At 55.0% G+C, this 23706-nt stretch carries 19 protein-coding genes and 1 pseudogene; 14 read left to right on the top strand and 6 right to left on the bottom strand.

The features are described from left to right. Both QNN86_RS09495 and ugpQ read left to right on the top strand, forming a co-directional pair. Positions 1-1071, top strand: coding sequence for a sn-glycerol-3-phosphate import ATP-binding protein UgpC (locus QNN86_RS09495; RefSeq protein ID WP_174361254.1), 1071 nt, complete (start codon positions 1-3; stop codon positions 1069-1071). Next, positions 1068-1811 carry a glycerophosphodiester phosphodiesterase gene (ugpQ, locus tag QNN86_RS09490; RefSeq protein WP_181618391.1) on the top strand — a complete coding sequence of 248 codons (744 nt, stop codon included), beginning with the start codon at positions 1068-1070 and terminating at the stop codon, positions 1809-1811. Before QNN86_RS09495 ends, ugpQ begins: the two co-directional genes overlap by 4 nt. Here the strand turns inward: ugpQ and QNN86_RS09485 are convergent. Next, positions 1808-2251, bottom strand: a complete 444-nt coding sequence (locus QNN86_RS09485; protein ID WP_096759238.1) for a DUF2756 family protein — start codon at positions 2249-2251, stop codon at positions 1808-1810. The genes ugpQ and QNN86_RS09485 overlap by 4 nt on opposite strands. Positions 2252-2369: 118 nt before the next feature. On the opposite strand from QNN86_RS09485, the gene ggt reads away from it, so the two are divergent. Further along, complete coding sequence (ggt, locus tag QNN86_RS09480) at positions 2370-4112, top strand: gamma-glutamyltransferase (RefSeq protein WP_181517771.1); 1743 nt, start codon at positions 2370-2372, stop codon at positions 4110-4112. A gap of 47 nt (positions 4113-4159) precedes the next feature. On the opposite strand, the gene QNN86_RS09475 is transcribed toward ggt, so the two are convergent. The 3 genes from QNN86_RS09475 to QNN86_RS09465 all read right to left on the bottom strand — a co-directional run bounded on the left by QNN86_RS09475 (position 4160) and on the right by QNN86_RS09465 (position 5937). Continuing rightward, entirely contained in the window at positions 4160-5044 is an 885-nt protein-coding gene (locus QNN86_RS09475) for a hypothetical protein (protein ID WP_279277562.1), read from the bottom strand. Between the two features lie 45 nt (positions 5045-5089). Beyond that, entirely contained in the window at positions 5090-5578 is a 489-nt protein-coding gene (gene yhhY / locus QNN86_RS09470; protein ID WP_181618394.1) for an N-acetyltransferase, read from the bottom strand. A 236-nt stretch (positions 5579-5814) separates the two neighbouring features. Beyond that, entirely contained in the window at positions 5815-5937 is a 123-nt protein-coding gene (locus QNN86_RS09465; RefSeq protein WP_276568866.1) for a hypothetical protein, read from the bottom strand. A 58-nt stretch (positions 5938-5995) separates the two neighbouring features. On the opposite strand from QNN86_RS09465, the gene QNN86_RS09460 reads away from it, so the two are divergent. The 5 genes from QNN86_RS09460 to gntU all read left to right on the top strand — a co-directional run bounded on the left by QNN86_RS09460 (position 5996) and on the right by gntU (position 11082). Next, positions 5996-7033: an oxidoreductase gene (locus QNN86_RS09460; protein ID WP_414210999.1), complete on the top strand. Its 1038-nt coding sequence runs from the start codon at positions 5996-5998 to the stop codon at positions 7031-7033. 123 nt (positions 7034-7156) lie between these two features. After that, positions 7157-7852 carry a quercetin 2,3-dioxygenase gene (gene yhhW, locus QNN86_RS09455; protein ID WP_115257283.1) on the top strand — a complete coding sequence of 232 codons (696 nt, stop codon included), beginning with the start codon at positions 7157-7159 and terminating at the stop codon, positions 7850-7852. Positions 7853-8075: 223 nt separating this feature from the next. After that, positions 8076-9071 (top strand): gluconate operon transcriptional repressor GntR, encoded by a 996-nt coding sequence (gene gntR, locus QNN86_RS09450; protein WP_181618396.1) that lies wholly within the window; start codon positions 8076-8078, stop codon positions 9069-9071. 140 nt (positions 9072-9211) lie between these two features. Continuing rightward, positions 9212-9742, top strand: coding sequence for a gluconokinase (gene gntK, locus QNN86_RS09445; RefSeq protein WP_181618397.1), 531 nt, complete (start codon positions 9212-9214; stop codon positions 9740-9742). Next, complete coding sequence (gene gntU, locus QNN86_RS09440; protein ID WP_115257284.1) at positions 9742-11082, top strand: gluconate transporter; 1341 nt, start codon at positions 9742-9744, stop codon at positions 11080-11082. Before gntK ends, gntU begins: the two co-directional genes overlap by 1 nt. 88 nt (positions 11083-11170) lie before the next feature. Here the strand turns inward: gntU and QNN86_RS09435 are convergent. Next, positions 11171-11461: pseudogene (locus tag QNN86_RS09435) on the bottom strand (hypothetical protein); the annotation flags it as partial. A 548-nt stretch (positions 11462-12009) separates the two neighbouring features. After that, positions 12010-12603, bottom strand: coding sequence for an NAAT family transporter YhgN (gene yhgN / locus QNN86_RS09430; protein ID WP_181618398.1), 594 nt, complete (start codon positions 12601-12603; stop codon positions 12010-12012). Positions 12604-12793: 190 nt separating this feature from the next. Between yhgN and asd the strand changes: the two genes are divergently transcribed. From asd to glgP, 6 genes are all read left to right on the top strand, one after another. After that, positions 12794-13900: an aspartate-semialdehyde dehydrogenase gene (gene asd, locus QNN86_RS09425; protein ID WP_181618399.1), complete on the top strand. Its 1107-nt coding sequence runs from the start codon at positions 12794-12796 to the stop codon at positions 13898-13900. A gap of 313 nt (positions 13901-14213) precedes the next feature. Beyond that, complete coding sequence (gene glgB / locus QNN86_RS09420) at positions 14214-16397, top strand: 1,4-alpha-glucan branching enzyme (protein ID WP_279277565.1); 2184 nt, start codon at positions 14214-14216, stop codon at positions 16395-16397. Beyond that, positions 16397-18370: a glycogen debranching protein GlgX gene (gene glgX / locus QNN86_RS09415; RefSeq protein ID WP_414210998.1), complete on the top strand. Its 1974-nt coding sequence runs from the start codon at positions 16397-16399 to the stop codon at positions 18368-18370. Before glgB ends, glgX begins: the two co-directional genes overlap by 1 nt. Positions 18371-18387: 17 nt before the next feature. Further along, positions 18388-19683: a glucose-1-phosphate adenylyltransferase gene (gene glgC / locus QNN86_RS09410; protein ID WP_181618402.1), complete on the top strand. Its 1296-nt coding sequence runs from the start codon at positions 18388-18390 to the stop codon at positions 19681-19683. Further along, positions 19683-21116: a glycogen synthase GlgA gene (glgA, locus tag QNN86_RS09405; RefSeq protein ID WP_182270794.1), complete on the top strand. Its 1434-nt coding sequence runs from the start codon at positions 19683-19685 to the stop codon at positions 21114-21116. The genes glgC and glgA overlap by 1 nt, the downstream gene beginning before the upstream one ends. Positions 21117-21135: 19 nt before the next feature. Continuing rightward, a complete protein-coding gene (gene glgP / locus QNN86_RS09400) occupies positions 21136-23583 on the top strand; it encodes a glycogen phosphorylase (protein WP_181618403.1) in 2448 nt (815 codons plus the stop codon). Positions 23584-23706 lie beyond the last annotated feature (123 nt).

The following is a 23706-nucleotide window of genomic DNA, read 5'->3' as shown; positions in this document are numbered from 1 at the left end:
ATGGCTGGTTTAAAACTACAGGCAGTAACCAAAAGCTGGGACGGTAAAACCCAGGTGATTAAACCGCTGACGCTGGACGTTGCGGACGGAGAGTTTATCGTAATGGTCGGGCCGTCCGGCTGCGGTAAGTCTACGCTGCTGCGGATGGTCGCCGGACTGGAGCGGGTGAGCAGCGGCGATATCTGGATTGAAAATAAGCGCGTCACCGAGATGGAGCCGAAAGATCGCGGTATTGCGATGGTGTTCCAGAATTACGCGCTCTACCCGCATATGAGTGTGGAAGAAAATATGGCCTGGGGGCTGAAAATTCGCGGCATGAGCAAAGCGCACATTGCCGAGCGTGTGAACGATGCCGCGCGTATCCTTGAGCTGAGCGAACTGCTCAAACGTCGCCCACGCGAGCTTTCCGGTGGCCAGCGTCAGCGTGTGGCGATGGGACGGGCGATTGTGCGCGAACCGGCAGTATTTCTGTTTGATGAGCCGCTTTCCAACCTTGATGCCAAGCTGCGCGTGCAGATGCGTCTGGAGTTACAACATCTGCACCGGCGACTGAAAACCACCTCACTTTACGTAACCCACGATCAGGTCGAAGCTATGACCCTTGCCCAGCGGGTACTGGTGATGAACAAAGGCGTCGCCGAACAAATCGGTACGCCGGTTGAGGTGTACGAAAAACCGGCCAGCCGCTTTGTGGCGAGCTTTATCGGCAGCCCGGCCATGAACCTTCTGGACGGGCGTATCAGCGCCACGGGCCATCATTTTGAGCTGGATAGCGGCATGATGTTGCCCCTCGGCAAGGATTATTCGCGCCATATTGGGCGTAACATGACGTTGGGTATCCGCCCGGAGCATATTGCGCTAAGCTCGCAGGCCGAAGGCGGCGTGCCGCAGGTGCTGGACACTCTGGAAATGCTGGGCGCGGATAACCTGGCCCACGGACGCTGGGGCGAGCAGAAACTGGTGGTGCGGCTGGCGCATCAGCATCGCCCGACGGCAGGCAGCACGCTGTGGCTGCATCTGCCCGAAAACCATATGCATCTCTTTGATGGCGAAACAGGACAACGAGTATGAGTAACTGGCCTTATCCCCATATTGTCGCCCATCGTGGTGGCGGTAAACTGGCCCCGGAAAACACCCTGGCGGCAATCGATGTGGGGGCGCGATTCGGGCATACCATGATCGAATTTGACGCGAAATTGTCAAAAGATGGCGAGATCTTCTTACTGCACGACGACAACCTTGAACGCACCAGCAACGGCTGGGGCGTCGCAGGGGAGCTGAACTGGCAGGATCTGCTGCGCGTTGATGCCGGGGGCTGGTTTAGCGGCGAGTTCAAAGGCGAGCCGTTGCCGTTGCTTTCTCAGGTGGCGGACCGCTGCCGTCAGCATCGCATGATGGCCAATATTGAGATTAAACCCACTACGGGTAGCGAGGCACTCACCGGCAGAGCCGTTGCGCTGGCAGCGCGTGAACTCTGGGCTGACATGACGCCGCCGCTGCTGTCATCCTTTGACATTGAGGCTCTTGAAGCTGCACAGCAGGCCGCACCAGAACTGCCGCGCGGGCTGCTGCTTGATGAATGGCGTGACGACTGGCGCGAACTCACGTCGCGACTGGGCTGCGTATCCATTCATCTCAACCATAAGCTGCTGGATGAAGCGCGTGTGGATGCGCTTCGCGATGCCGGGTTACGCATTCTGGTGTACACCGTCAATCGGCCCCAGCGCGCGGCAGAGCTATTGCGCTGGGGGGTGGATTGCATCTGTACCGATGCCATTGATGTCATTGGGCCGGATTTTCAGCCCTATTAAGGCCCAATCGTTTTTAACGGCACGTTAGGCTGCGGCGTGCTGGAGGGCTTAAGCATGTCGCCGTTCTTTTTCTCCGACAGCATTTGCTGCTGTTTATTCAGCGTGCTGTCCGGATTGCGGTTGGTGTTTAGCATCCCACCGTTGTTGTTGGGTAGCATTTGCTGTTGGCTGGTATTCAACTCCCCCGGCTGAGACTGGCGCACGCGCTGGGAGTTGGTGTTGATCTGATTTTCCATATGCTGCTGTTGCATGCGCGTCTGCGTCTGCAACTGTTGGTTCAGCATCCCTTTCTGCTGAATTTGCTGTGATTGCATTTGTGTCTGCATCCGCTGCTGACTCGGGATCTGATAACCCGGTTGATTCGGGTTGTTCATGGTGTTGATGGGCTGTGCAAAGCCTGCAAACGGCAATAGCATGGCTAAAATCAAGAGTCGTTTCATCGCTTTTCTCCTCTCGGGGATCTCTTTAGTTTACTCCTTTCTCGTCGTTACGATGGTTATTTCAGAGTTATGCACCAGGCTTAGTGGGGGCAGACCCCCGTACATCTGGAGAATAACGATGATAAAACCGACGTTTATACGCCGGGTAGCCATTGCTGCTCTGCTCTCAGGAAGCTGTTTCAGCGCGGCTGCCGCACCGGCCGCGCCGCCAGTATCATATGGCGTGGAAGAAGATGTGTTCCATCCCGTGCGCGCGCAGCAGGGGATGGTTGCCTCCGTGGATGCGATGGCCACGCAGGTTGGGGTAGATATCTTAAAGCAGGGGGGGAACGCGGTAGATGCCGCCGTGGCCGTGGGGTATGCACTGGCGGTGACGCATCCCCAGGCGGGGAACCTGGGCGGCGGTGGATTTATGCTGCTGCGCACCAAAGACGGAAATACGACCGCTATCGATTTCCGTGAAATGGCGCCGGCTAACGCCACGCGTGATATGTTCCTCGACGATCAGGGCAATCCGGACAGTAAAAAATCGCTAACCTCGCATCTGGCTTCCGGCACGCCGGGGACCGTGGCCGGATTCTCGCTGGCGCTGGAGAAATACGGCACGATGCCGCTCAACAAAGTGGTACGCCCGGCGATGAAGCTGGCGGCAGAGGGGTTTGTGGTAAACGATGCGCTGGCTGACGATCTCAAAACCTACGGCAGCGAAGTGATCCCCAACCACGAGAACAGCAAAGCTATTTTCTGGAAAGACGGCGAACCGCTGAAAAAGGGCGACAAGCTGGTACAGAAAAACCTGGCGAAAAGCCTCGAGATGATTGCCGAGAATGGCCCGGATGCGTTTTATAAAGGGGCGATTGCCGATCAGATAGCCGAGGAGATGAAGAAGAACGGCGGGCTGATGAGCAAAGACGATTTAGCCGCTTATAAAGCCGTGGAGCGTAAACCGATTAGTGGCGACTATCGCGGATACCAGGTCTTCTCGATGCCGCCCCCGTCCTCTGGCGGTATTCATATTGTGCAGATCCTTAATATTCTCGAAAACTTCGATATGAAGAAATACGGATTTGGCAGCGCCGATGCCATGCAGGTGATGGCGGAGGCGGAGAAGTATGCTTACGCCGACCGCTCTGAATACCTTGGCGATCCGGATTTTGTGAAGGTACCGTGGCAGGCGCTGACCAACAAAGCGTATGCCAAATCGCTTGCCGAGCAGATCGATATCAATAAAGCCAAACCCTCCAGTCAGATCAAACCGGGCAAGCTTGCCCCGTACGAAAGTAACCAAACCACCCACTTCTCGGTGGTGGATAAAGACGGCAACGCCGTGGCGGTGACCTATACCCTGAACACCACCTTCGGCACCGGTATTGTGGCGGGTAACACCGGTATTCTGCTCAATAACGAAATGGATGACTTCTCTGCCAAACCGGGTGTCCCGAACGTTTACGGGCTGGTGGGGGGTGATGCCAACGCGGTCGGGCCGAATAAGCGCCCGCTGTCGTCCATGTCGCCGACCATCGTAGTGAAAGACGGCAAAACCTGGCTGGTTACCGGCAGCCCTGGCGGCAGTCGTATTATCACTACTGTGCTGCAAATGGTGGTCAACAGCATTGATTTTGGAATGAACGTCGCCGAAGCCACCAATGCACCGCGTTTCCATCATCAGTGGTTGCCGGATGAGCTGCGCATCGAGAAAGGCTTCAGCCCGGACACCATCAAACTGTTAGAACAGAAAGGGCAAAAAGTCGCGCTCAAAGAGGCGATGGGCAGCACCCAGAGCATTATGGTCGGGCCGGATGGCGCACTGTATGGCGCATCTGACCCACGCTCCGTGGATGATTTAACGGCGGGGTACTAAGGTGAATGGCCTACATCGTGCTATACGCTGTAGGCCTTATCTGTCAGCTAGGGAACGTACTGTTGCTGTGATTCAGACCAGCGATATATGCGACTGCTTTTATCCTCAAGGTTAACACGCTCTACGTCATAAAAACCGGCGGTCTTTGCCGTGCGTATTTTCAGGATGTACTTACTTTCGCTGATGTCGTGCTGTCGCGTTCCGTCCTGATTCCAGTCCCCGGCGATATCCTGATATTGGTAAACAAGGTTGGAAAACACGTTGATTATCTTGTTGTCTTTAATCGCGTAGAGCTCCAGCACTTCATAAAATGCACCGCCGCCGGAATACGCATTTGAGTACCCGCCGCGTACCCCGAATGCCAGGGTATCGGGTGCGATCCGATAAGGGGCCAGATCCAGTTTGGTGTAATAAGCCAGCGGTTTGACGGACTCATCATCACTCTGCGCTTCGGCGTTTTTATTCCACGTTGAGAGCTGGTCCAGCGGTTTTTCTGAACGTGCGATCGGCTGCAACTGTTGATTCTGCCAGGAAAAAACGCCGAGATATAATTTATTGACGCGGCTGGTGCTGTAATTTTCCGGACAGCCGTTATCTGCGCGTTTCCTGGTTTGTTCTGCCTCTGCCTGATTATCGGCAAAACAGGCGACGCCAATGTATTTCCCGTTTTTGCCCCAGGCTTTGGCACCGGTCATAATCAGGTTTTTGGGGTCTTCATTCGGCGCAACCCAGCTAATCCATTGCGCCACCTCTAACCCTTGCGGCAGTTCACCAAACCCTTTGGCGGGCGTTGCCCCCATCATTTGCTCGGCGAAAATCTGCTTACCTTCCGGATGTTGAATGGCACTGGGTACGGCATCGAGATTTTGTACGGTGGTGGCATAAGCGGGGAGGATGGTTGCCAGCAAAACCAGGGGAAGATACTTTTTCACTCTTGCGTCCTTTCAATAAAAAGGGCGAGATGACTCGCCCAACCATTACTTCACGCGCGCCATAAAGTACGCATCAACGTACTCACCGTTGCGCAGACCGTATTGCTTACCGGTGCCTTCGATTTCAAAACCATACTTCTTGTAGACTGCGACAGCAGGCGCATTATCAACAAATACCGTCAGCTCTATACGGTCAACGCGCAGCCAGTTGTCGCACATGTCGATCATGGTACGGATGAGCGCGCTGGCAACACCGCGGTTTTGCCAGCGGGCATCTACGCAGATACCAAAATCGGCAACATGACTGCGGCGCGGGCGCTGGGCGACGGCAATAGAAAGATGACCCACAACGATATCATCAATACAGGCAACCAACTGTTTAACCCCGGCTTGCTCGGCGAGCCGTTCTTGCCACATATCCATGGAAGGATGAGGAACCTGTAGCGTATTGTGGTACACCTCCGGCTGGGCATGGATTTGACGTATGGCGTCATAATCTTTCTTTTCAGCGTGGCGTATCACTATCTCACTCATTCCTTATCTCCTGCAGGGGTAATTGTGTATTTACACTCGCTGAGAAAGAAAATTCCGTCAACTGCATTTTTTTGCAAAAAGAAGTAGACAAGTGCGAATGAGAATGATTATTATTGCTCTGCGTTCAGGGGAACCCCTACGGAGAACCTGAAAGCACGACATTGCTCACATTGCTTCCAGTATTACTTTAGCCAGCTTTTGCTGGCTTTTTTTTTGGGGTTTTGTTTCAGTCTGGCTTACTTGTCATTTTGTCCCCGGGATGATGCCGGATGGCGCTTGCGCTTATCCGGCCTACGGCAGAGATCCGGGTTTTGTAGGCCGGATAAGGCACCGCCGCCATCCGGCAAAGAATCCAACATTCAGTCTCCAGCCGCTTTGCGCTATGGTGTAGGTAATCACCTTCAAAAGGATCGTTTCATGACCTTACACTGCGCATTTATTGGATTTGGCAAAAGCACCACCCGTTACCATCTCCCTTACGTTCTGAATCGTAAAGATACCTGGCATGTCGCGCATATCTTCCGTCGTCACGCCAAGCCGGAAGAGCAGGCACCGCAATATTCACACATCCACTTTACCAGCGACCTCGACGAGGTATTAAACGATCCGCAGGTGAAGCTGGTGATCGTCTGCACACATGCAGACAGTCACTTTGAATACGCAAAGCGTGCGCTGGAAGCGGGTAAAAACGTGCTGGTGGAGAAACCGTTCACACCAACGCTGGCAGAGGCAAAAGCGCTGTTCGAACTGGCGCAAAGCAAGGGGCTTATCGTTACGCCGTACCAGAATCGTCGCTTTGATTCCTGCTTCCTCACCGCCAAAAAGGCGATTGAGAGCGGCAAGTTGGGCGAGATTGTTGAAGTGGAGAGCCATTTTGACTACTACCGCCCGGTGGTGGAAACCCAGCCGGGTTTGCCGCAGGACGGCGCATTCTATGGGCTGGGCGTACACACCATGGACCAAATTATCTCGCTGTTTGGTCGCCCCGATCACGTGGCCTATGACATCCGTAGCCTGCGTAACAAAGCGAATCCTGATGATACCTTTGAAGCGCAGCTGTTCTACGGTGACCTGAAGGCTATCGTCAAAACCAGCCACCTGGTGAAAATCGACTATCCGAAGTTTATCGTTCACGGCACTAAAGGCTCGTTTGTGAAGTACGGTATCGACCAGCAGGAGACCAGCCTGAAGGTCAATATTATGCCGGGGGAACCCGGTTTTGCCGCCGATGATTCAGTGGGTGTGCTGGAATATGTCAACGATGATGGCATCACGGTGAAAGAAGAGATGAAACCGGAAGTGGGCGACTATGGCCGCGTCTATGATGCGCTGTATCAGTCGCTGACTACCGGTACGCCTAATTACGTCAAGGAATCTGACGTTCTTACTAACCTCGAGATCCTTGAGCGCGCCTTTGAACAGGCAATGCCTGCCACGATAACCCTCGCCAAATAGCGCTAAGTGACGCCTCTGGGCTTGTTCATTTTTTTTGAACAGAGGCGTCAATTTTCACCCTCTATGATCCCTGAGTGATTGAGTCCACACTGACTCCATCGAAAACATGTGGGGGTGAACACAATGATCTTCTTACGCAAAGCAAACGACCGTGGTCATGCAAATCATGGCTGGCTCGATTCTTGGCATACCTTCTCGTTTGCCAACTACTATGACCCGAATTTTATGGGGTTCTCGGCACTGCGCGTGATTAACGATGACGTGATCGACGCAGGCCAGGGCTTTGGTACGCATCCCCATAAAGACATGGAAATCCTGACCTACGTACTGGAAGGTGCGGTGGAGCATCAGGACAGCATGGGTAATAAAGAGCAGGTACCTGCAGGTGAATTCCAGATTATGAGCGCCGGGACGGGGATCCGTCACTCGGAGTACAACCCAAGCGACACCGAGAAGCTGCACCTGTATCAGATTTGGATCATCCCGCAGGAAAACGGCATTACGCCACGCTACGAGCAGCGCCGTTTTGACGCCGCGCAGGGCAAACAGCTGGTGCTGTCGCCGGATGCGCGTGACGGTTCGCTGAAGGTTTACCAGGATATGGAGCTGTATCGCTGGGCGCTGCTCAAAGATGAGCAATCGGTACATCAGATAGCCGCGGAACGCCGCGTGTGGATCCAGGTCGTGAAAGGCAATGTCACCATCAACGGAACCAAAGCGTCCACCAGTGATGGTCTGGCAATCTGGGATGAACAGGCCATTTCGATTCATGCCGACAGCGACAGCGAAGTATTACTGTTTGACTTGCCGCCTGTATAAAAATACACGGCATCCTTCAAACTGCATCTGTGTTGGCTTTCCTCGCTCACCCCGGTCGCGTACTAAATGTACGCTCCCGGGGATTTACTGCGTCGCCGCCTTGATGCAACTCGAATGATTTTGTGTATTTCTCACAATAAAAAACTCCTTTTTTTCTCTGCGAAGGTTCACGCACGTCCGTGGTAAACTCGGGGAATCTATCCCTTTTTAACGCTTCAGGACGATGAAAAAGAAAAGACCCGTACTTCAGGATGTAGCCGACCGCGTGGGCGTGACCAAAATGACGGTCAGTCGCTTTTTGCGCAACCCGGAGCAGGTCTCCGTGGCGCTGCGGGGCAAAATTGCCGCTGCACTTGATGATCTGGGTTATATTCCCAATCGCGCTCCTGATATCCTTTCTAACGCCACCAGCCGCGCTATCGGCGTGCTGTTACCGTCTCTTACTAACCAGGTTTTTGCTGAAGTGCTACGCGGCATTGAGGCCGTGACTGACCGCCACGGTTATCAGACCATGCTGGCGCACTACGGCTATAAGCCCGAGATGGAGCAGGAACGCCTGGAATCGATGCTGTCGTGGAATATCGATGGCCTGATCCTTACCGAACGCAGCCACACCCCGCGTACGTTGAAAATGATCGAAGTGGCGGGGATCCCGGTGGTTGAACTGATGGACAGCCAGTCTCCGTGTCTGGATATCGCCGTCGGTTTTGACAACTTCGAAGCCGCCCGTCAGATGACCGCCGCCATTATCGCGCGAGGGCATCGCCATATTGCCTATCTGGGTGCGCGCCTTGATGAACGTACTATCATCAAACAGAAGGGTTACGAGCAGGCCATGCGCGACGCTGGCCTGGTGCCGTATAGCGTGATGGTGGAGCAGTCTTCTTCTTACTCGTCCGGTATTGAGCTAATCCGTCAGGCGCGGCGTGAATACCCGCAGCTAGACGGTGTGTTCTGTACCAACGATGACCTGGCGGTCGGGGCGGCATTTGAATGCCAGCGCTTAGGGCTAAAAATTCCGGATGATATGGCGATTGCTGGTTTCCACGGTCATGACATCGGGCAGGTGATGGAACCGCGTCTGGCGAGCGTGCTCACGCCGCGTGAACGGATGGGCAGCATTGGCGCTGAGCGTCTGCTGGCGCGCATCCGTGGTGAAGCAGTCACACCTAAAATGTTAGATTTAGGTTTCACCTTGTCACCGGGCGGATCTATTTAAGCCGACAAGTTTGACGTAGCTCACACTTATACACTTCGAGCACGAATGGATATTGCTTCTCCATTTGTCCGGCTGGACAATGTTACCGATAACAGTTACCCGTAACAATTCCTGATTCTTGTACCAGTGGGGGCAACGCTTTGAGCACGACTAATCATGATCACCACGTTTACGTTCTGATGGGCGTATCGGGCAGCGGTAAATCTGCTGTCGCCAGCGAAGTGGCGCATCAACTGCAGGCCGCGTTTCTTGATGGCGATTTTCTCCATCCGCGCAGCAACATTACGAAAATGGCAGCCGGTGAGCCGTTGAACGACGACGACCGTAAGCCGTGGTTACAGGCGCTCAATGACGCCGCCTTTGCGATGCAGCGTACCAACAAGGTCTCGCTGATCGTGTGTTCTGCGCTGAAAAAAGTCTATCGCGATCAACTGCGCGACGGCAATCCGAACCTCTCTTTCATCTACCTGAAGGGCGATTTCGACGTGATTGAAAGCCGCCTGAAAGCGCGCAAAGGTCACTTCTTCAAAACGCAGATGCTGGTTACCCAGTTTGACGCGCTGGAAGAGCCGGGTGCGGACGAAAGCGATGTACTGGTGGTCGATATCGATCAACCACTGGACGGTGTGGTAGCGAGCACCATTGAGGTTATAAACCAAGGCAGTAAGTAGTGACTACATTAACGCTTGTTTTAACAGCAGTAGGGTCCGTTTTATTACTGCTGTTTTTAGTGATGAAGGCGCGTATGCACGCCTTCGTTGCTTTGATGGTGGTGTCTATTGGTGCAGGTCTCTTTTCCGGTATGCCGCTCGATAAAATCGCGGCCACCATGGAAAAAGGGATGGGGGGCACGCTGGGCTTCCTGGCGATTGTGGTCGCTCTCGGTGCCATGTTCGGTAAGATTTTGCATGAAACAGGCGCAGTCGATCAGATTGCCGTCAAAATGCTGAAATCCTTTGGTCACAGCCGCGCACACTATGCGATTGGCCTGGCCGGTCTGATTTGCGCATTACCGTTGTTCTTTGAAGTGGCGATTGTGCTGCTGATAAGCGTGGCGTTCTCGATGGCGCGCCACACCGGTACCAACCTGGTTAAGCTGGTCATTCCGCTGTTTGCGGGCGTGGCGGCAGCGGCGGCGTTTCTGCTGCCGGGGCCCGCGCCGATGCTGCTGGCTTCTCAGATGCACGCCGACTTTGGCTGGATGATCCTGATTGGCCTGTGTGCGGCGATCCCGGGCATGATTATCGCCGGGCCGCTGTGGGGCAACTTTATCAGCCGTTACGTTGAGCTACACGTGCCGGAAGACATTACCGAGCCGCATCTGGGCGAGGGGAAAATGCCATCCTTCGGCTTCAGCTTGTCGCTGATCCTGCTGCCGCTGGTACTGGTGGGTCTGAAAACCATCGCCGCACGCTTTGTGCCGGTCGGTTCTTCAACCTACGAATGGTTCGAGTTTATCGGCCACCCGTTCACCGCGATTCTGGTGGCGTGCCTGGTGGCGATTTACGGCCTGGCCATTCGCCAGGGGATGCCAAAAGACAAAGTGATGGAGATCTGCGGTCATGCGCTGCAACCGGCGGGGATTATTCTGCTGGTGATCGGTGCAGGCGGCGTATTCAAGCAGGTGCTGGTGGATTCCGGCGTCGGTCCGGCACTGGGTGAAGCATTAACCGGCATGGGCCTGCCGATTGCCATCACCTGCTTCGTGCTGGCAGCGGCGGTGCGTATCATTCAGGGTTCTGCAACCGTGGCCTGCTTAACGGCGGTCGGTCTGGTGATGCCGGTGATTGAACAGCTGAATTTCTCTGGCGCACAGATGGCTGCCCTGTCTATCTGTATCGCGGGCGGCTCTATTGTGGTCAGCCACGTTAATGACGCCGGTTTCTGGCTGTTCGGTAAGTTCACCGGCGCGACAGAAGCGCAAACGCTGAAGACCTGGACGATGATGGAAACCATCCTCGGCACGGTCGGTGCAATTGTCGGTATGATTGCTTTCCAGCTATTGAGCTGAGGGCATTGCCCGGTGGCGCTTGCGCTTACCGGGCCTACAAACGAGCACATTTCCACACCGTAGACCGGGTAAGCGCTACCCGGCTTTTTTATAGCACGACCAACCCTTCTTCTGTTTTCAGCCAGCGCGGCGCTTTTAGCGTATCGGCGAAATATTCCACCAGATCCTGCAGTAAGTCACCCGCCACGCGTTCCATCTCGTCAGACAGCGTTTTACTCATCAGCAGGTGCGTTAATAACTGACAGTAGCGCCCCATCTGGTCGGGTTCAGGCTCAAAGAGCGGAGAACGGGTGGGGAATGTTTCCACCGTCAGGCTGGCTTGCAGGTGATGCGGTACAGGTTCCGTTAAGGTTGGTTGCAATAACGCGAGGCAGGCCGTCCCCTCTGCCCGCATCCCTGCGGGCAGACCCGGTCAGCCGTCAACACCTCATCGATTTTCAGCCGGACCAAGGTGTCGCTTCAGCGCTCTGGCTTTCAGCTATATCCGTTTTGCTGTTCAGAGGTATTCAAGTAAAAGCTCAGGTGGTCAGGTGTGGGCTGGTCCGGCTGAAAATTGCCGACGCGTTTCCGTAAGGCCGGGAGAACCCGCAGGGATGCGGGTTCAGGGCGCGTTTTGCATGGACGCTGCCTCGCGCCCGGCCCGGTAGCCTAGAGGAATAAGTGGAGGGAACCACGAAGTGGCAATTTTCCTGCCGGGAGCCGGGATTGTTAAGGGGGCTGCGTAGCCCCCTTAACACGTTCACCGGTGACGAGATCTCAGAGAAGTAATGAACATAACGTGAACGGAATCGTTCTCTGAAATGCCATGCTCTCCAGCTTCAAAACGGTTGCCCGGTGGCACTTGCGCTTACCGGGCCTACAAACGAGCACACACCCACATCGTAGGCCGGGTCAGGCGAAGCCGCCACCCGGCGTAATATGAGTGCGTCACCCCTTCATCCACATCCGTACGCCATCGAGGAACATCTGGGTTGCCATCATCACCAGAATCAGCCCCATCAGGCGCTCCAGCGCGTTAACCCCTTTCTCACCCAGCAGGCGCAGGAACAGCGACGACTGCAATAAAATCACAAACGTACCGCCCCAGGCGATCAACAGCGCAATCACCAGATGTCCCATCTGATTCGGATACTGATGCGATAACAGCATTAATGATGCCAGGATTGTCGGACCGGCTACCAGCGGAATGGCCAGCGGCACGATAAACGGCTCTTCACCCGCCGGCAGTCCGGTGCTGTTGCCGGTCGTGCTGGGGAAAATCATCTTGATGGCGATCAGGAACAAAATGATGCCCCCGGAGATGGAGACGGTTTCCGCGCGCAGGTTGAGAAATGCCAGAATTTTCTCGCCCGCAAACAGGAAAATGAACATCACCAACAGCGCAATAAACAGCTCGCGAATCATAATTGCGCGACGGCGTTTCGGTTCGGTATGTTTCAATACGGACATGAAAATGGGCAGATTTCCGAGCGGATCCATAATCAGGATCAATAAAACTGCCGCTGAAATGATTTCATTCATAACTCAAATTCCCTGATAATTACCGCGGACTTTCTGCTTGCGAGCGCAGCGGGATAAGTCGCATTACTGATGGCTTCGCTATCATTGATTAATTTCACTTGCGACTTTGGCTGCTTTTTGTATGGTGAAGGATACGTCACAGGATAATGGCGTACATACACAGCACACATCTCTGCAGGAAAAAAACGCTATGAAAAATGTTGGTTTTATCGGCTGGCGCGGTATGGTCGGCTCTGTACTCATGCAACGCATGGTAGAAGAACGCGACTTCGACGCCATTCGCCCTGTTTTCTTTTCTACTTCCCAGCTTGGGCAGGCGGCACCGACGTTTGGTGCGACCTCCACCGGCATGCTTCAGGATGCATTTGATCTCGATGCGCTGAAGGCGCTCGACATTATTGTGACCTGTCAGGGCGGCGATTATACCAACGAAATCTATCCAAAGCTTCGTGAAAGCGGTTGGCAGGGTTACTGGATTGACGCGGCCTCTTCACTGCGCATGAAAGACGATGCCATCATTATTCTCGATCCGGTTAACCAGGATGTGATCACCGATGGCCTGAACAAAGGCATCAAGACCTTTGTCGGCGGTAACTGCACCGTTAGCCTGATGTTGATGTCACTCGGCGGCCTGTTCGCTAACGATCTGGTGGACTGGGTATCCGTGGCGACCTACCAGGCGGCTTCCGGCGGCGGTGCGCGTCATATGCGTGAACTGCTGTCGCAGATGGGCCATCTGTATAGCCATGTGGCCGATGAACTGGCGACCCCTTCTTCTGCTATCCTCGATATCGAACGTAAAGTGACAACCCTGTCCCGTAGCGGTGACCTGCCGGTTGATAACTTTGGCGTCCCGCTGGCCGGGAGCCTGATACCGTGGATCGACAAACAGCTCGATAACGGCCAGAGCCGCGAAGAGTGGAAAGGGCAGGCGGAAACCAACAAAATTCTTAACACGTCTTCCGTGATCCCGGTGGATGGTCTGTGCGTGCGCGTCGGCGCACTGCGCTGCCACAGCCAGGCGTTCACGATTAAACTGAAAAAAGATGTGTCGATTCCGACCGTGGAAGAACTGCTGGCCGCGCACAATCCGTGGGCGAAAGTGGTGCCAAACGATCGGGATATCACCATGCGTGAGTTAACCCCAGCGGCCGTTACCGGTACGTTGACCACGCCAGTCGGTCGTCTGCGTAAGCTGAATATGGGACCGGAGTTCCTGTCAGCCTTTACCGTGGGCGACCAGCTGCTCTGGGGGGCTGCGGAGCCATTGCGCCGGATGCTACGTCAGCTGGCGTAATGCGGGACTGCCGGATAAGCGTATCGCCATCCGGCAGACACAGACCGTGTTTAAACATTGGGTGCTGAGTCGCCCTTTTTTTTGCGTAATACAGGAGTAAGCGCAGATGTTTCATTTTTTACCGGGAGTAAGATAAAGCATTGGCTATTCTTTAAGAGTGACTTAATACCGGAGGTATTAAGTTGTTGCCTGAAGGTGGGACGACGCAGAGAGGATGCACAATTGTGCTGCGTCGTTCAGGTCAAAAAAAGTGTCACTACCTGATGTCGAAAATCAGTTGGAAGGGGTGACACCATAAAACAGGATGACAACCATGTCCGTTCGTATCGATAGAGACGTGATTAATGCGCTAATTGCAGGCCATTTTGCGGATCCTTTTTCCGTACTCGGTATGCACCAAACTGACGCCGGACTTGAAGTCCGTGCTCTATTACCTGACGCCACCGAAGTGTGGGTGATCGAACCAAAAACCGGACGTAAAGTCGGCAAACTGGACTGCCTCGACCCTCGCGGTTTTTTCTGTGCTGTAATTCCCCGCCGTAAAAATTTCTTTCGCTATCAGCTGGCTGTTGTCTGGCATGGACAGCAGAATCTGATCGATGACCCATACCGTTTTGGCCCGCTTATTCAGGATATGGACGCCTGGCTGTTGTCCGAAGGGACGCATCTGCGCCCGTACGAAACGCTGGGCGCACATGCGGATACCATGGACGGCGTGACCGGCACGCGTTTTTCCGTCTGGGCACCGAACGCACGTCGCGTTTCGGTAGTGGGACAGTTCAACTATTGGGACGGCCGTCGTCACCCGATGCGCCTGCGCAAAGAGAGCGGTATCTGGGAGTTGTTTATCCCCGGTGCACAGCAGGGGCAGCTGTACAAATACGAGATGATCGATGCCAACGGTCATTTGCGTGTCAAAGCCGACCCGTATGCCTTTGAAGCGCAAATGCGCCCGGAAACGGCGTCGGTGATCTGCGGTTTGCCCGAAAAAGTGGTGCAAACGGAGGAACGCAAAAAAGCCAACCAGTTTGATGCGCCGATCTCTATCTACGAAGTGCATCTGGGCTCGTGGCGTCGCCATACGGACAACAACTTCTGGCTGAGCTATCGCGAACTGGCGGATCAACTGATCCCCTATGTGAAGTGGATGGGCTTTACCCATATTGAGCTGTTGCCGATTAGCGAGCACCCGTTTGACGGCAGTTGGGGCTATCAGCCGACCGGCATGTATGCACCGACCCGACGCTTCGGCACGCGCGATGACTTCCGCTATTTTGTGAATGCTGCGCATCAGGCGGGGCTGAACGTGATCCTCGACTGGGTACCCGGTCACTTCCCGTCGGATGACTTCGGTCTGGCGCAGTTTGACGGTACCAGCTTGTATGAGCACAGCGACCCGCGCGAAGGCTACCACCAGGACTGGAACACGCTGATCTACAACTACGGTCGCCGTGAAGTCAGTAATTATCTGGTGGGTAACGCCCTGTACTGGATTGAACGCTTTGGCATTGACGCGCTGCGCGTGGATGCCGTGGCGTCGATGATTTACCGCGATTACAGCCGCAAAGACGGCGAGTGGATCCCGAACGAATTCGGCGGGCGTGAGAACCTCGAAGCCATCGAATTTTTGCGTAATACCAACCGTATTCTTGGCGAACAGGTACCGGGCGCGGTGAGTATGGCGGAAGAGTCGACCGATTTTGCCGGTGTATCAAGACCGCAGGACATGGGCGGCTTAGGTTTCTGGTTCAAGTGGAACCTCGGCTGGATGCACGACACGCTGGACTACATGAAGCTGGACCCGGTTTATCGCCAGCACCATCACGATAAGCTGACCTTCGGCATGCTGTACAACTACACCGAGAACTTTGTGCTGCCGCTGTCACACGATGAAGTGGTGCACGGTAAGAAATCGATCCTCGACCGCATGCCGGGCGATGCGTGGCAGAAGTTTGCCAACCTGCGCGCCTACTATGGCTGGATGTGGGCCTTCCCGGGTAAGAAGCTGCTGTTTATGGGTAATGAGTTTGCCCAGGGCCGTGAATGGAACCACGACGCCAGCCTCGACTGGCATCTGCTGGAGGGGGGGGATAACTGGCATCACGGCGTACAGCGTCTGGTGCGCGACCTGAACCACACTTATCGTCATCACAAAGCGCTGCATGAACTCGACTTTGACGGCTATGGTTTTGAATGGCTGGTAGTCGATGACAACGAACGGTCGGTGCTGATTTTTGTTCGTCGTGATAAAGCCGGTAATGAAATTATCGTTGCCAGCAACTTTACGCCGGTACCTCGCCACGGCTACCGATTTGGCATCAATCAACCGGGCAAATGGCGAGAAATCCTCAACACAGACTCGATGCATTACCACGGTAGCAATACCGGCAACGGCGGCGCGGTACACAGCGATGAAATCGCCAGCCACGGTCGCCAGCATTCACTGAGCCTGACGTTGCCGCCGCTGGCCACGATTTGGCTGATGCGGGAGGGGTGATGACACAACTGGCAACCGGCAATGCCACCCCCCATGGTGCAACGTATGACGGCTATGGCGTTAATTTCACCCTTTTTTCGGCGCACGCCGAGCGCGTCGAACTGTGCATATTCGATGAGCAAGGCTGTGAGCATCGCTATGATTTGCCGGGGCGTAGCGGTGATGTCTGGCACGGCTATCTGGCCGATGCCCGGCCCGGTTTGCGCTACGGTTACCGCGTACATGGTCCGTGGCAGCCGCAGCAGGGACACCGTTTTAACCCGGCGAAACTGCTGATTGACCCCTGCGCGCGCCGGGTCGATGGCGAGTTAAAAGATAACCCGCTGCTGCACGGTGGAATGAACGAACCGGATCATCACGATAACGCGGCGATTGCCCTGAAAAGCGTGGTGGTGTCAGACCATTATGACTGGGAAGACGATGCCCCGCCGCGCACGCCGTGGGGCAATACCGTTATCTACGAAGCGCATGTTAAAGGGCTGACGTATCTGCACCCGGACATTCCGCAACAGATTCGCGGCACTTACAAAGCGCTCGGTCATCCGGTGATGATCGACTATTTCAAGCGTCTCGGCATTACTGCGCTGGAACTGCTTCCGGTGGCGCATTTCGCCAGCGAGCCGCGACTGCAGCGGCTGGGGCTGTCGAACTACTGGGGCTACAACCCGGTAGCCATGTTTGCACTGCATCCGGCCTATGCCTGCTCACCTGAGCGCGCGCTGGATGAGTTTCGCGATGCCGTCAAAGCGCTACACAAAGCGGGGATTGAGGTCATTCTCGATATCGTTTTGAACCACAGCGCTGAGCTGGATCTTGAAGGGCCAGTCTTCTCCCTGCGCGGAATTGATAACCGTAGCTATTATTGGATCAGGGACGATGGTGATTACTACAACTGGACCGGCTGTGGGAACACCCTCAACCTGAGCCATCCCGGCGTGGTGGAGTATGCGTGTGAATGCCTGCGCTATTGGGTGGAAACCTGCCATGTGGACGGTTTTCGTTTTGATTTAGCATCCGTCATGGGGCGTACGCCTGCGTTTCGTCAGGATGCGCCGCTGTTTACCGCCATCCAAAACTGCCCGCTGCTTTCAGGCGTTAAGCTGATTGCGGAGCCATGGGATATCGGTGAAGGCGGGTATCAGGTTGGGAATTTTCCCCCGCCGTTTGCTGAGTGGAATGACCATTTCCGCGATGCAAGTCGACGCTTCTGGCTCCAGCGTAATCTGCCCCTTGGGGAGTTTGCCGGACGTTTTGCGGCTTCCAGCGACATGTTTAAACACCCTGGTCGCAAACCCAGCGCATCGGTCAATCTGGTGACGGCGCACGATGGTTTTACGCTGCGTGACTGTGTGTGCTTCACAAATAAGCACAATGAAGCGAATGGTGAGGAAAATCGCGACGGCACTAGCAATAACTACAGCGACAATCATGGTAAAGAAGGATTAGGCGGTACGCTGGACCTGATTGAACGGCGACGCGACAGCATGCATGCCCTGTTGACGACGCTGCTGCTCTCTCAGGGAACGCCGATGTTGCTGGCGGGAGATGAACATGGTCATAGCCAGCACGGTAACAATAACGCTTACTGCCAGGATAACGCCTTAACCTGGCTGGACTGGCGGCAGGCAAACAGCGGGCTAACCACATTCACCGCCGCGTTGATTCATCTTCGCCAGCAGATCCCTGCCTTAACAGACGATCGCTGGTGGGAAGAGGGCGACGGCAATGTGCGTTGGCTGAACCGATACGCACAACCCTTAAGTGCGGATGAGTGGCAAAACGGCCCGAGGCAGATGCAGATCCTGCTCTCAGACCGTTTTCTGATCGTGATAAACGCCACGCTTGAGGTGACAGATATCGTTTTACCTGAAGGGGAATGGCATGCCGTTCCTCCATTTGCCGGAGAGGATAATCCGGTTATTACGGCTGTCTGGCAGGGACCTGCGCACGGACTGTGTGTGTTCCAAAGATGATAAAAAAGGAGTTAGTCATGGTGAGTTTAGAGAAGAACGATCGTGTAATGTTGGCGCGCCAGCTGCCATTAAAATCTGTTGCCCTAATCCTGGCCGGTGGTCGTGGTACCCGCCTGAAAGATTTAACCAACAAACGTGCTAAGCCTGCCGTGCATTTTGGCGGTAAGTTCCGCATTATCGATTTTGCTTTATCCAACTGCATTAACTCCGGGATCCGCCGTATTGGCGTGATCACCCAGTACCAGTCCCACACGCTGGTGCAGCATATTCAGCGCGGCTGGTCGTTCTTCAGTGAAGAGATGAACGAGTTTGTCGACCTGCTGCCCGCCCAGCAGAGAATGCAGGGTGAAAACTGGTATCGCGGCACGGCGGATGCGGTCACTCAAAACCTGGACATCATTCGACGCTATAAAGCGGAATATGTGGTGATCCTCGCGGGCGATCACATCTACAAGCAGGACTATTCGCGCATGCTGATCGACCACGTCGAAAAAGGCGCACGCTGCACCGTGGCCTGTATGCCGGTGCCGATTGAGGAAGCCAGCGCCTTTGGCGTCATGGACGTCGACGACAGCGACAAAATCATCGAATTCGTGGAAAAACCGGCGAATCCACCGGCTATGCCAAACGATCCGACCCGATCCCTTGCCAGTATGGGGATCTATGTTTTCAACGCCGATTATCTGTATGAATTACTTGAAGAAGATGATCTCGATGAGAACTCCAGCCACGACTTTGGCAAAGATATCATCCCGAAAATTACCGCAGCTGGCATGGCGTATGCACATCCATTCCCTAAATCTTGCGTACAGTCAGATCCGGAATCCGAGCCGTACTGGCGCGACGTAGGGACGCTGGAAGCCTACTGGAAGGCTAACCTCGATCTGGCGTCGGTCACTCCGGAACTGGATATGTACGATCAGGACTGGCCGATTCGCACCCATATGGAATCACTGCCGCCGGCGAAGTTTGTGCAGGACCGCTCCGGTAGCCACGGTATGACGCTGAACTCGCTGGTCTCTGGCGGCTGTATTATTTCCGGTTCGGTGGTGGTGCAGTCCGTTCTGTTCCCGCGGGTGCGGGTGAATTCTTTCTGTAACATTGATTCGGCAGTGTTGTTACCTGAGGTGTGGGTCGGGCGTTCGTGCCGCTTACGCCGCTGCATCATCGATCGCGCCTGCGTCATTCCTGAAGGCATGGTGATTGGTGAAAACGCAGAAGAAGATGCGCGTCGTTTCTACCGTTCAGAGGAAGGTATTGTGCTGGTCACGCGTGAAATGCTGCGCAAACTGCAGATCAAACAGGAGCGATAATGCAGGTTTTACACGTATGTTCAGAGATGTTCCCCCTGTTAAAAACCGGGGGACTGGCAGATGTTCTTGGCGCGTTGCCGGCCGCGCAAATTGCCGATGGCGTGGATGCCCGCGTTGTGCTCCCGGCGTTTCCGGATATCCGTCGCGGCATTCCTGATGCGCAGGTCGTGACGCGGCGCGATACCTTTGCCGGACGTATCACGCTGCTGTTCGGCCATTACAACGGCGTCGGTATTTACCTGATTGACGCGCCGCACCTCTACGACCGTCCCGGCAGCCCGTATCACGATACCAACCTGTTTGCCTACTCTGATAACGTCCTGCGCTTTGCGCTGCTCGGCTGGGTGGGATGCGAAATGGCCTGTGGGCTTGATCCATTCTGGCGCCCGGATGTGGTGCACGCGCACGACTGGCATGCAGGTCTGGCCCCGGCGTATCTGGCGGCACGCGGCCACCCGGCGAAATCGGTGTTCACCGTGCACAACCTGGCCTATCAAGGCATGTTTTATGCAAAGCATATGGATGACATCCAATTGCCATGGTCATTCTTTAATGTGCATGGACTGGAGTTCAACGGGCAGATTTCTTTCCTGAAGGCGGGGTTGTACTACGCCGACCATATTACGGCGGTTAGCCCGACCTACGCGCGGGAAATCACCGAGGCGCAATTTGCCTATGGAATGGAGGGATTGTTGCAGCAGCGTCATCGTGAGGGACGTCTTTCCGGCGTGCTGAACGGCGTTGATGAAAACATCTGGAGTCCGGAAACGGACCTGCTGCTGGCATCGCGCTACACGCGTGACTCGCTGGAAGACAAAGCCGAGAACAAGCGTCAGCTACAGATTGCGATGGGGCTTAAGGTTAACGACAAAGCGCCGCTTTTTGCAGTGGTGAGCCGCCTGACCAGTCAGAAAGGGCTGGATCTGGTGCTGGAAGCGCTACCCGGTTTACTGGAGCAGGGCGGACAGCTAGCGTTGCTTGGTGCGGGCGATCCGGTGTTGCAGGAAGGTTTCCTTGCGGCAGCGGCAGAGCATCCGGGCCAGGTGGGTGTACAGATTGGCTATCATGAGGCCTTCTCGCACCGCATTATGGGCGGGGCCGACGTTATTCTGGTGCCCAGTCGCTTTGAGCCGTGTGGCTTAACACAATTGTATGGACTGAAGTACGGTACGCTACCGCTGGTGCGGCGTACCGGTGGGCTGGCTGATACGGTGTCCGACAGTTCGCTGGAAAACCTGGCGGACGGTATCGCCAGTGGGTTTGTATTTGAAGATAGTAATGCCTGGTCGCTGCTGCGGGCAATCCGGCGTGCTTTCGTGTTGTGGTCGCGCCCTTCGCTCTGGCGGTTTGTGCAACGTCAGGCAATGGCCATGGATTTTAGCTGGCAAGTCGCGGCGAAGTCCTACCGTGAGCTTTACTATCGCTTGAAATAGATATCCAGGAATCACCTATATGAATGCTCCATTTAGTTATGCATCGCCCACACTCAGCGTAGAGGCTCTTAAGCATTCTATCGCCTACAAGCTGATGTTCACGATTGGCAAAGACCCGGTCATTGCCAACAAACATGAGTGGCTGAACGCCACATTGTTCGCGGTGCGCGATCGCCTCGTGGAGCGCTGGCTGCGTTCTAATCGTGCGCAATTGTCACAGGAAACTCGCCAGGTCTATTACCTGTCTATGGAGTTTCTGATTGGCCGCACGCTTTCCAATGCACTGTTATCGTTGGGAATTTATGACGATGTCAAAAATGCGCTGGAAGGCATGGGGTTGGATCTCGAAGATCTGATCGACGAAGAAAATGACCCCGGCCTCGGTAACGGCGGCCTCGGGCGTCTGGCAGCCTGCTTCCTCGACTCGCTGGCGACGTTAGGCCTGCCGGGACGTGGTTACGGTATTCGCTATGACTACGGCATGTTCAAGCAGAATATTGTGGATGGCCGACAGAAGGAGTCACCGGACTACTGGCTGGAATACGGTAACCCGTGGGAGTTCAAGCGCCACAATACGCGCTACAAAGTGCGCTTTGGTGGCCGTGTTCAGATGGAAGGCAAGAAGATGCGCTGGGTCGAGACCGAAGAGATCCTCGCGGTGGCATACGACCAGATTATCCCGGGTTACGACACTGACGCGACCAATACGCTGCGCCTGTGGAACGCTCAGGCCAGTAGCGCAATCAACCTCGGTAAATTTAACCAGGGCGACTACTTTGCGGCGGTGGAAGATAAAAACCACTCTGAGAACGTCTCCCGCGTACTGTATCCGGATGACTCCACCTATTCCGGGCGCGAGCTGCGTCTGCGCCAGGAGTACTTCCTGGTCTCCTCGACGATCCAGGATATTTTGAGCCGCCATTATCAGCTGCACAAAACCTACGACAACCTGGCGGATAAAATCGCCATTCACCTCAACGATACCCACCCGGTGTTGTCGATCCCTGAGCTGATGCGCCTGCTGATTGATGAGCACAAGTTTAGCTGGGACGATGCGTTTGAGGTCTGCTGCCAGGTGTTCTCGTACACCAACCACACGCTGATGAGCGAAGCACTGGAAACCTGGCCGGTGGATATGCTGGGCAAGATCCTGCCGCGCCATCTGCAAATCATCTTTGAGATTAACGACTACTTCCTGAAGACGTTGCAGGAGCAGTATCCGAACGATACCGGCCTGCTGGGACGTACCTCGATCATTGATGAGTCCAACGGCCGCCGCGTGCGTATGGCGTGGCTGGCGGTGGTGGTCAGCCATAAAGTAAACGGCGTGTCTGAGCTGCACTCCAACCTGATGGTGCAGTCGCTGTTTGCTGATTTTGCGAAAATCTTCCCGACGCGTTTTTGCAACGTCACCAACGGCGTGACGCCGCGCCGCTGGCTGGCGCTGGCCAACCCGCCGCTTTCTGAGGTACTGGATGAGAACATTGGCCGTACCTGGCGAACCGATCTCAGCCAACTTAGCGAGCTGGAACAGCATTGTGATTACCCGCTGGTGAACCAGGCGATACGCCGTGCGAAGCTGGAGAATAAAAAGCGTCTGGCGACGCTTATCGCTCAGCAACTGAACGTAGTGGTGAACCCGAAATCGTTGTTTGATGTGCAGATCAAACGTATTCACGAGTACAAGCGTCAGCTGATGAACGTGCTGCATGTGATCACCCGCTACAACCGCATCAAGGCCGATCCTGACGCCGAGTGGGTGCCGCGCGTGAATATCTTTGCCGGTAAGGCTGCGTCGGCCTATTACATGGCGAAGCACATCATCCATCTGATCAACGATGTGGCAAAAGTGATCAACAACGATCCGCAGATTGGCGACAAGCTGAAGGTGGTGTTCATCCCGAACTACAGCGTCAGCCTGGCGCAGGTGATCATTCCTGCCGCCGACCTGTCTGAGCAGATTTCGCTGGCCGGGACCGAAGCCTCCGGCACCAGTAATATGAAATTTGCGCTGAACGGTGCGTTGACCATCGGTACGCTGGATGGGGCCAACGTCGAGATGCTCGAGCATGTGGGTGCGGAGAATATCTTTATCTTTGGTAATACCGCGGAAGAGGTGGAGGCCTTGCGTAGCAAAGGCTACAAGCCGCGCGAGTATTACGAGAAAGATGAGGAGTTACATCAGGTGCTGACGCAAATCGGCAGCGGGGTCTTCAGTCCTGAGGAGCCGGGGCGCTATCGCGACCTCGTGGATTCACTGATCAACTTCGGTGACCACTATCAGGTGCTGGCGGATTATCGTAGCTATGTCGATTGCCAGGACAAGGTTGATGAACTGTACCGCGAGCCAGAGCAGTGGACCACCAGGGCAATGATTAACATTGCTAACATGGGCTACTTCTCATCGGACAGAACCATCAAAGAGTACGCCGAGAACATCTGGCATATTGATTCAGTACGGTTGTAACAAGAGATAGGGCTACCTGTAGGCCGGATAAGGCGTTAGCCGCCATCCGGCAAAATGCCCGGCGGCGCTGACGCTTACCGGGCCTACAGGGCGCTCGTTGCCGGGGGCGCTTCGCTTGCCCGG

It is taken from the genome of Citrobacter sp. C348 (assembly GCF_047467975.1).
Classification (GTDB): domain Bacteria; phylum Pseudomonadota; class Gammaproteobacteria; order Enterobacterales; family Enterobacteriaceae; genus Citrobacter; species Citrobacter gillenii.
This window is presented reverse-complemented; position numbering and strand designations above follow the sequence as displayed.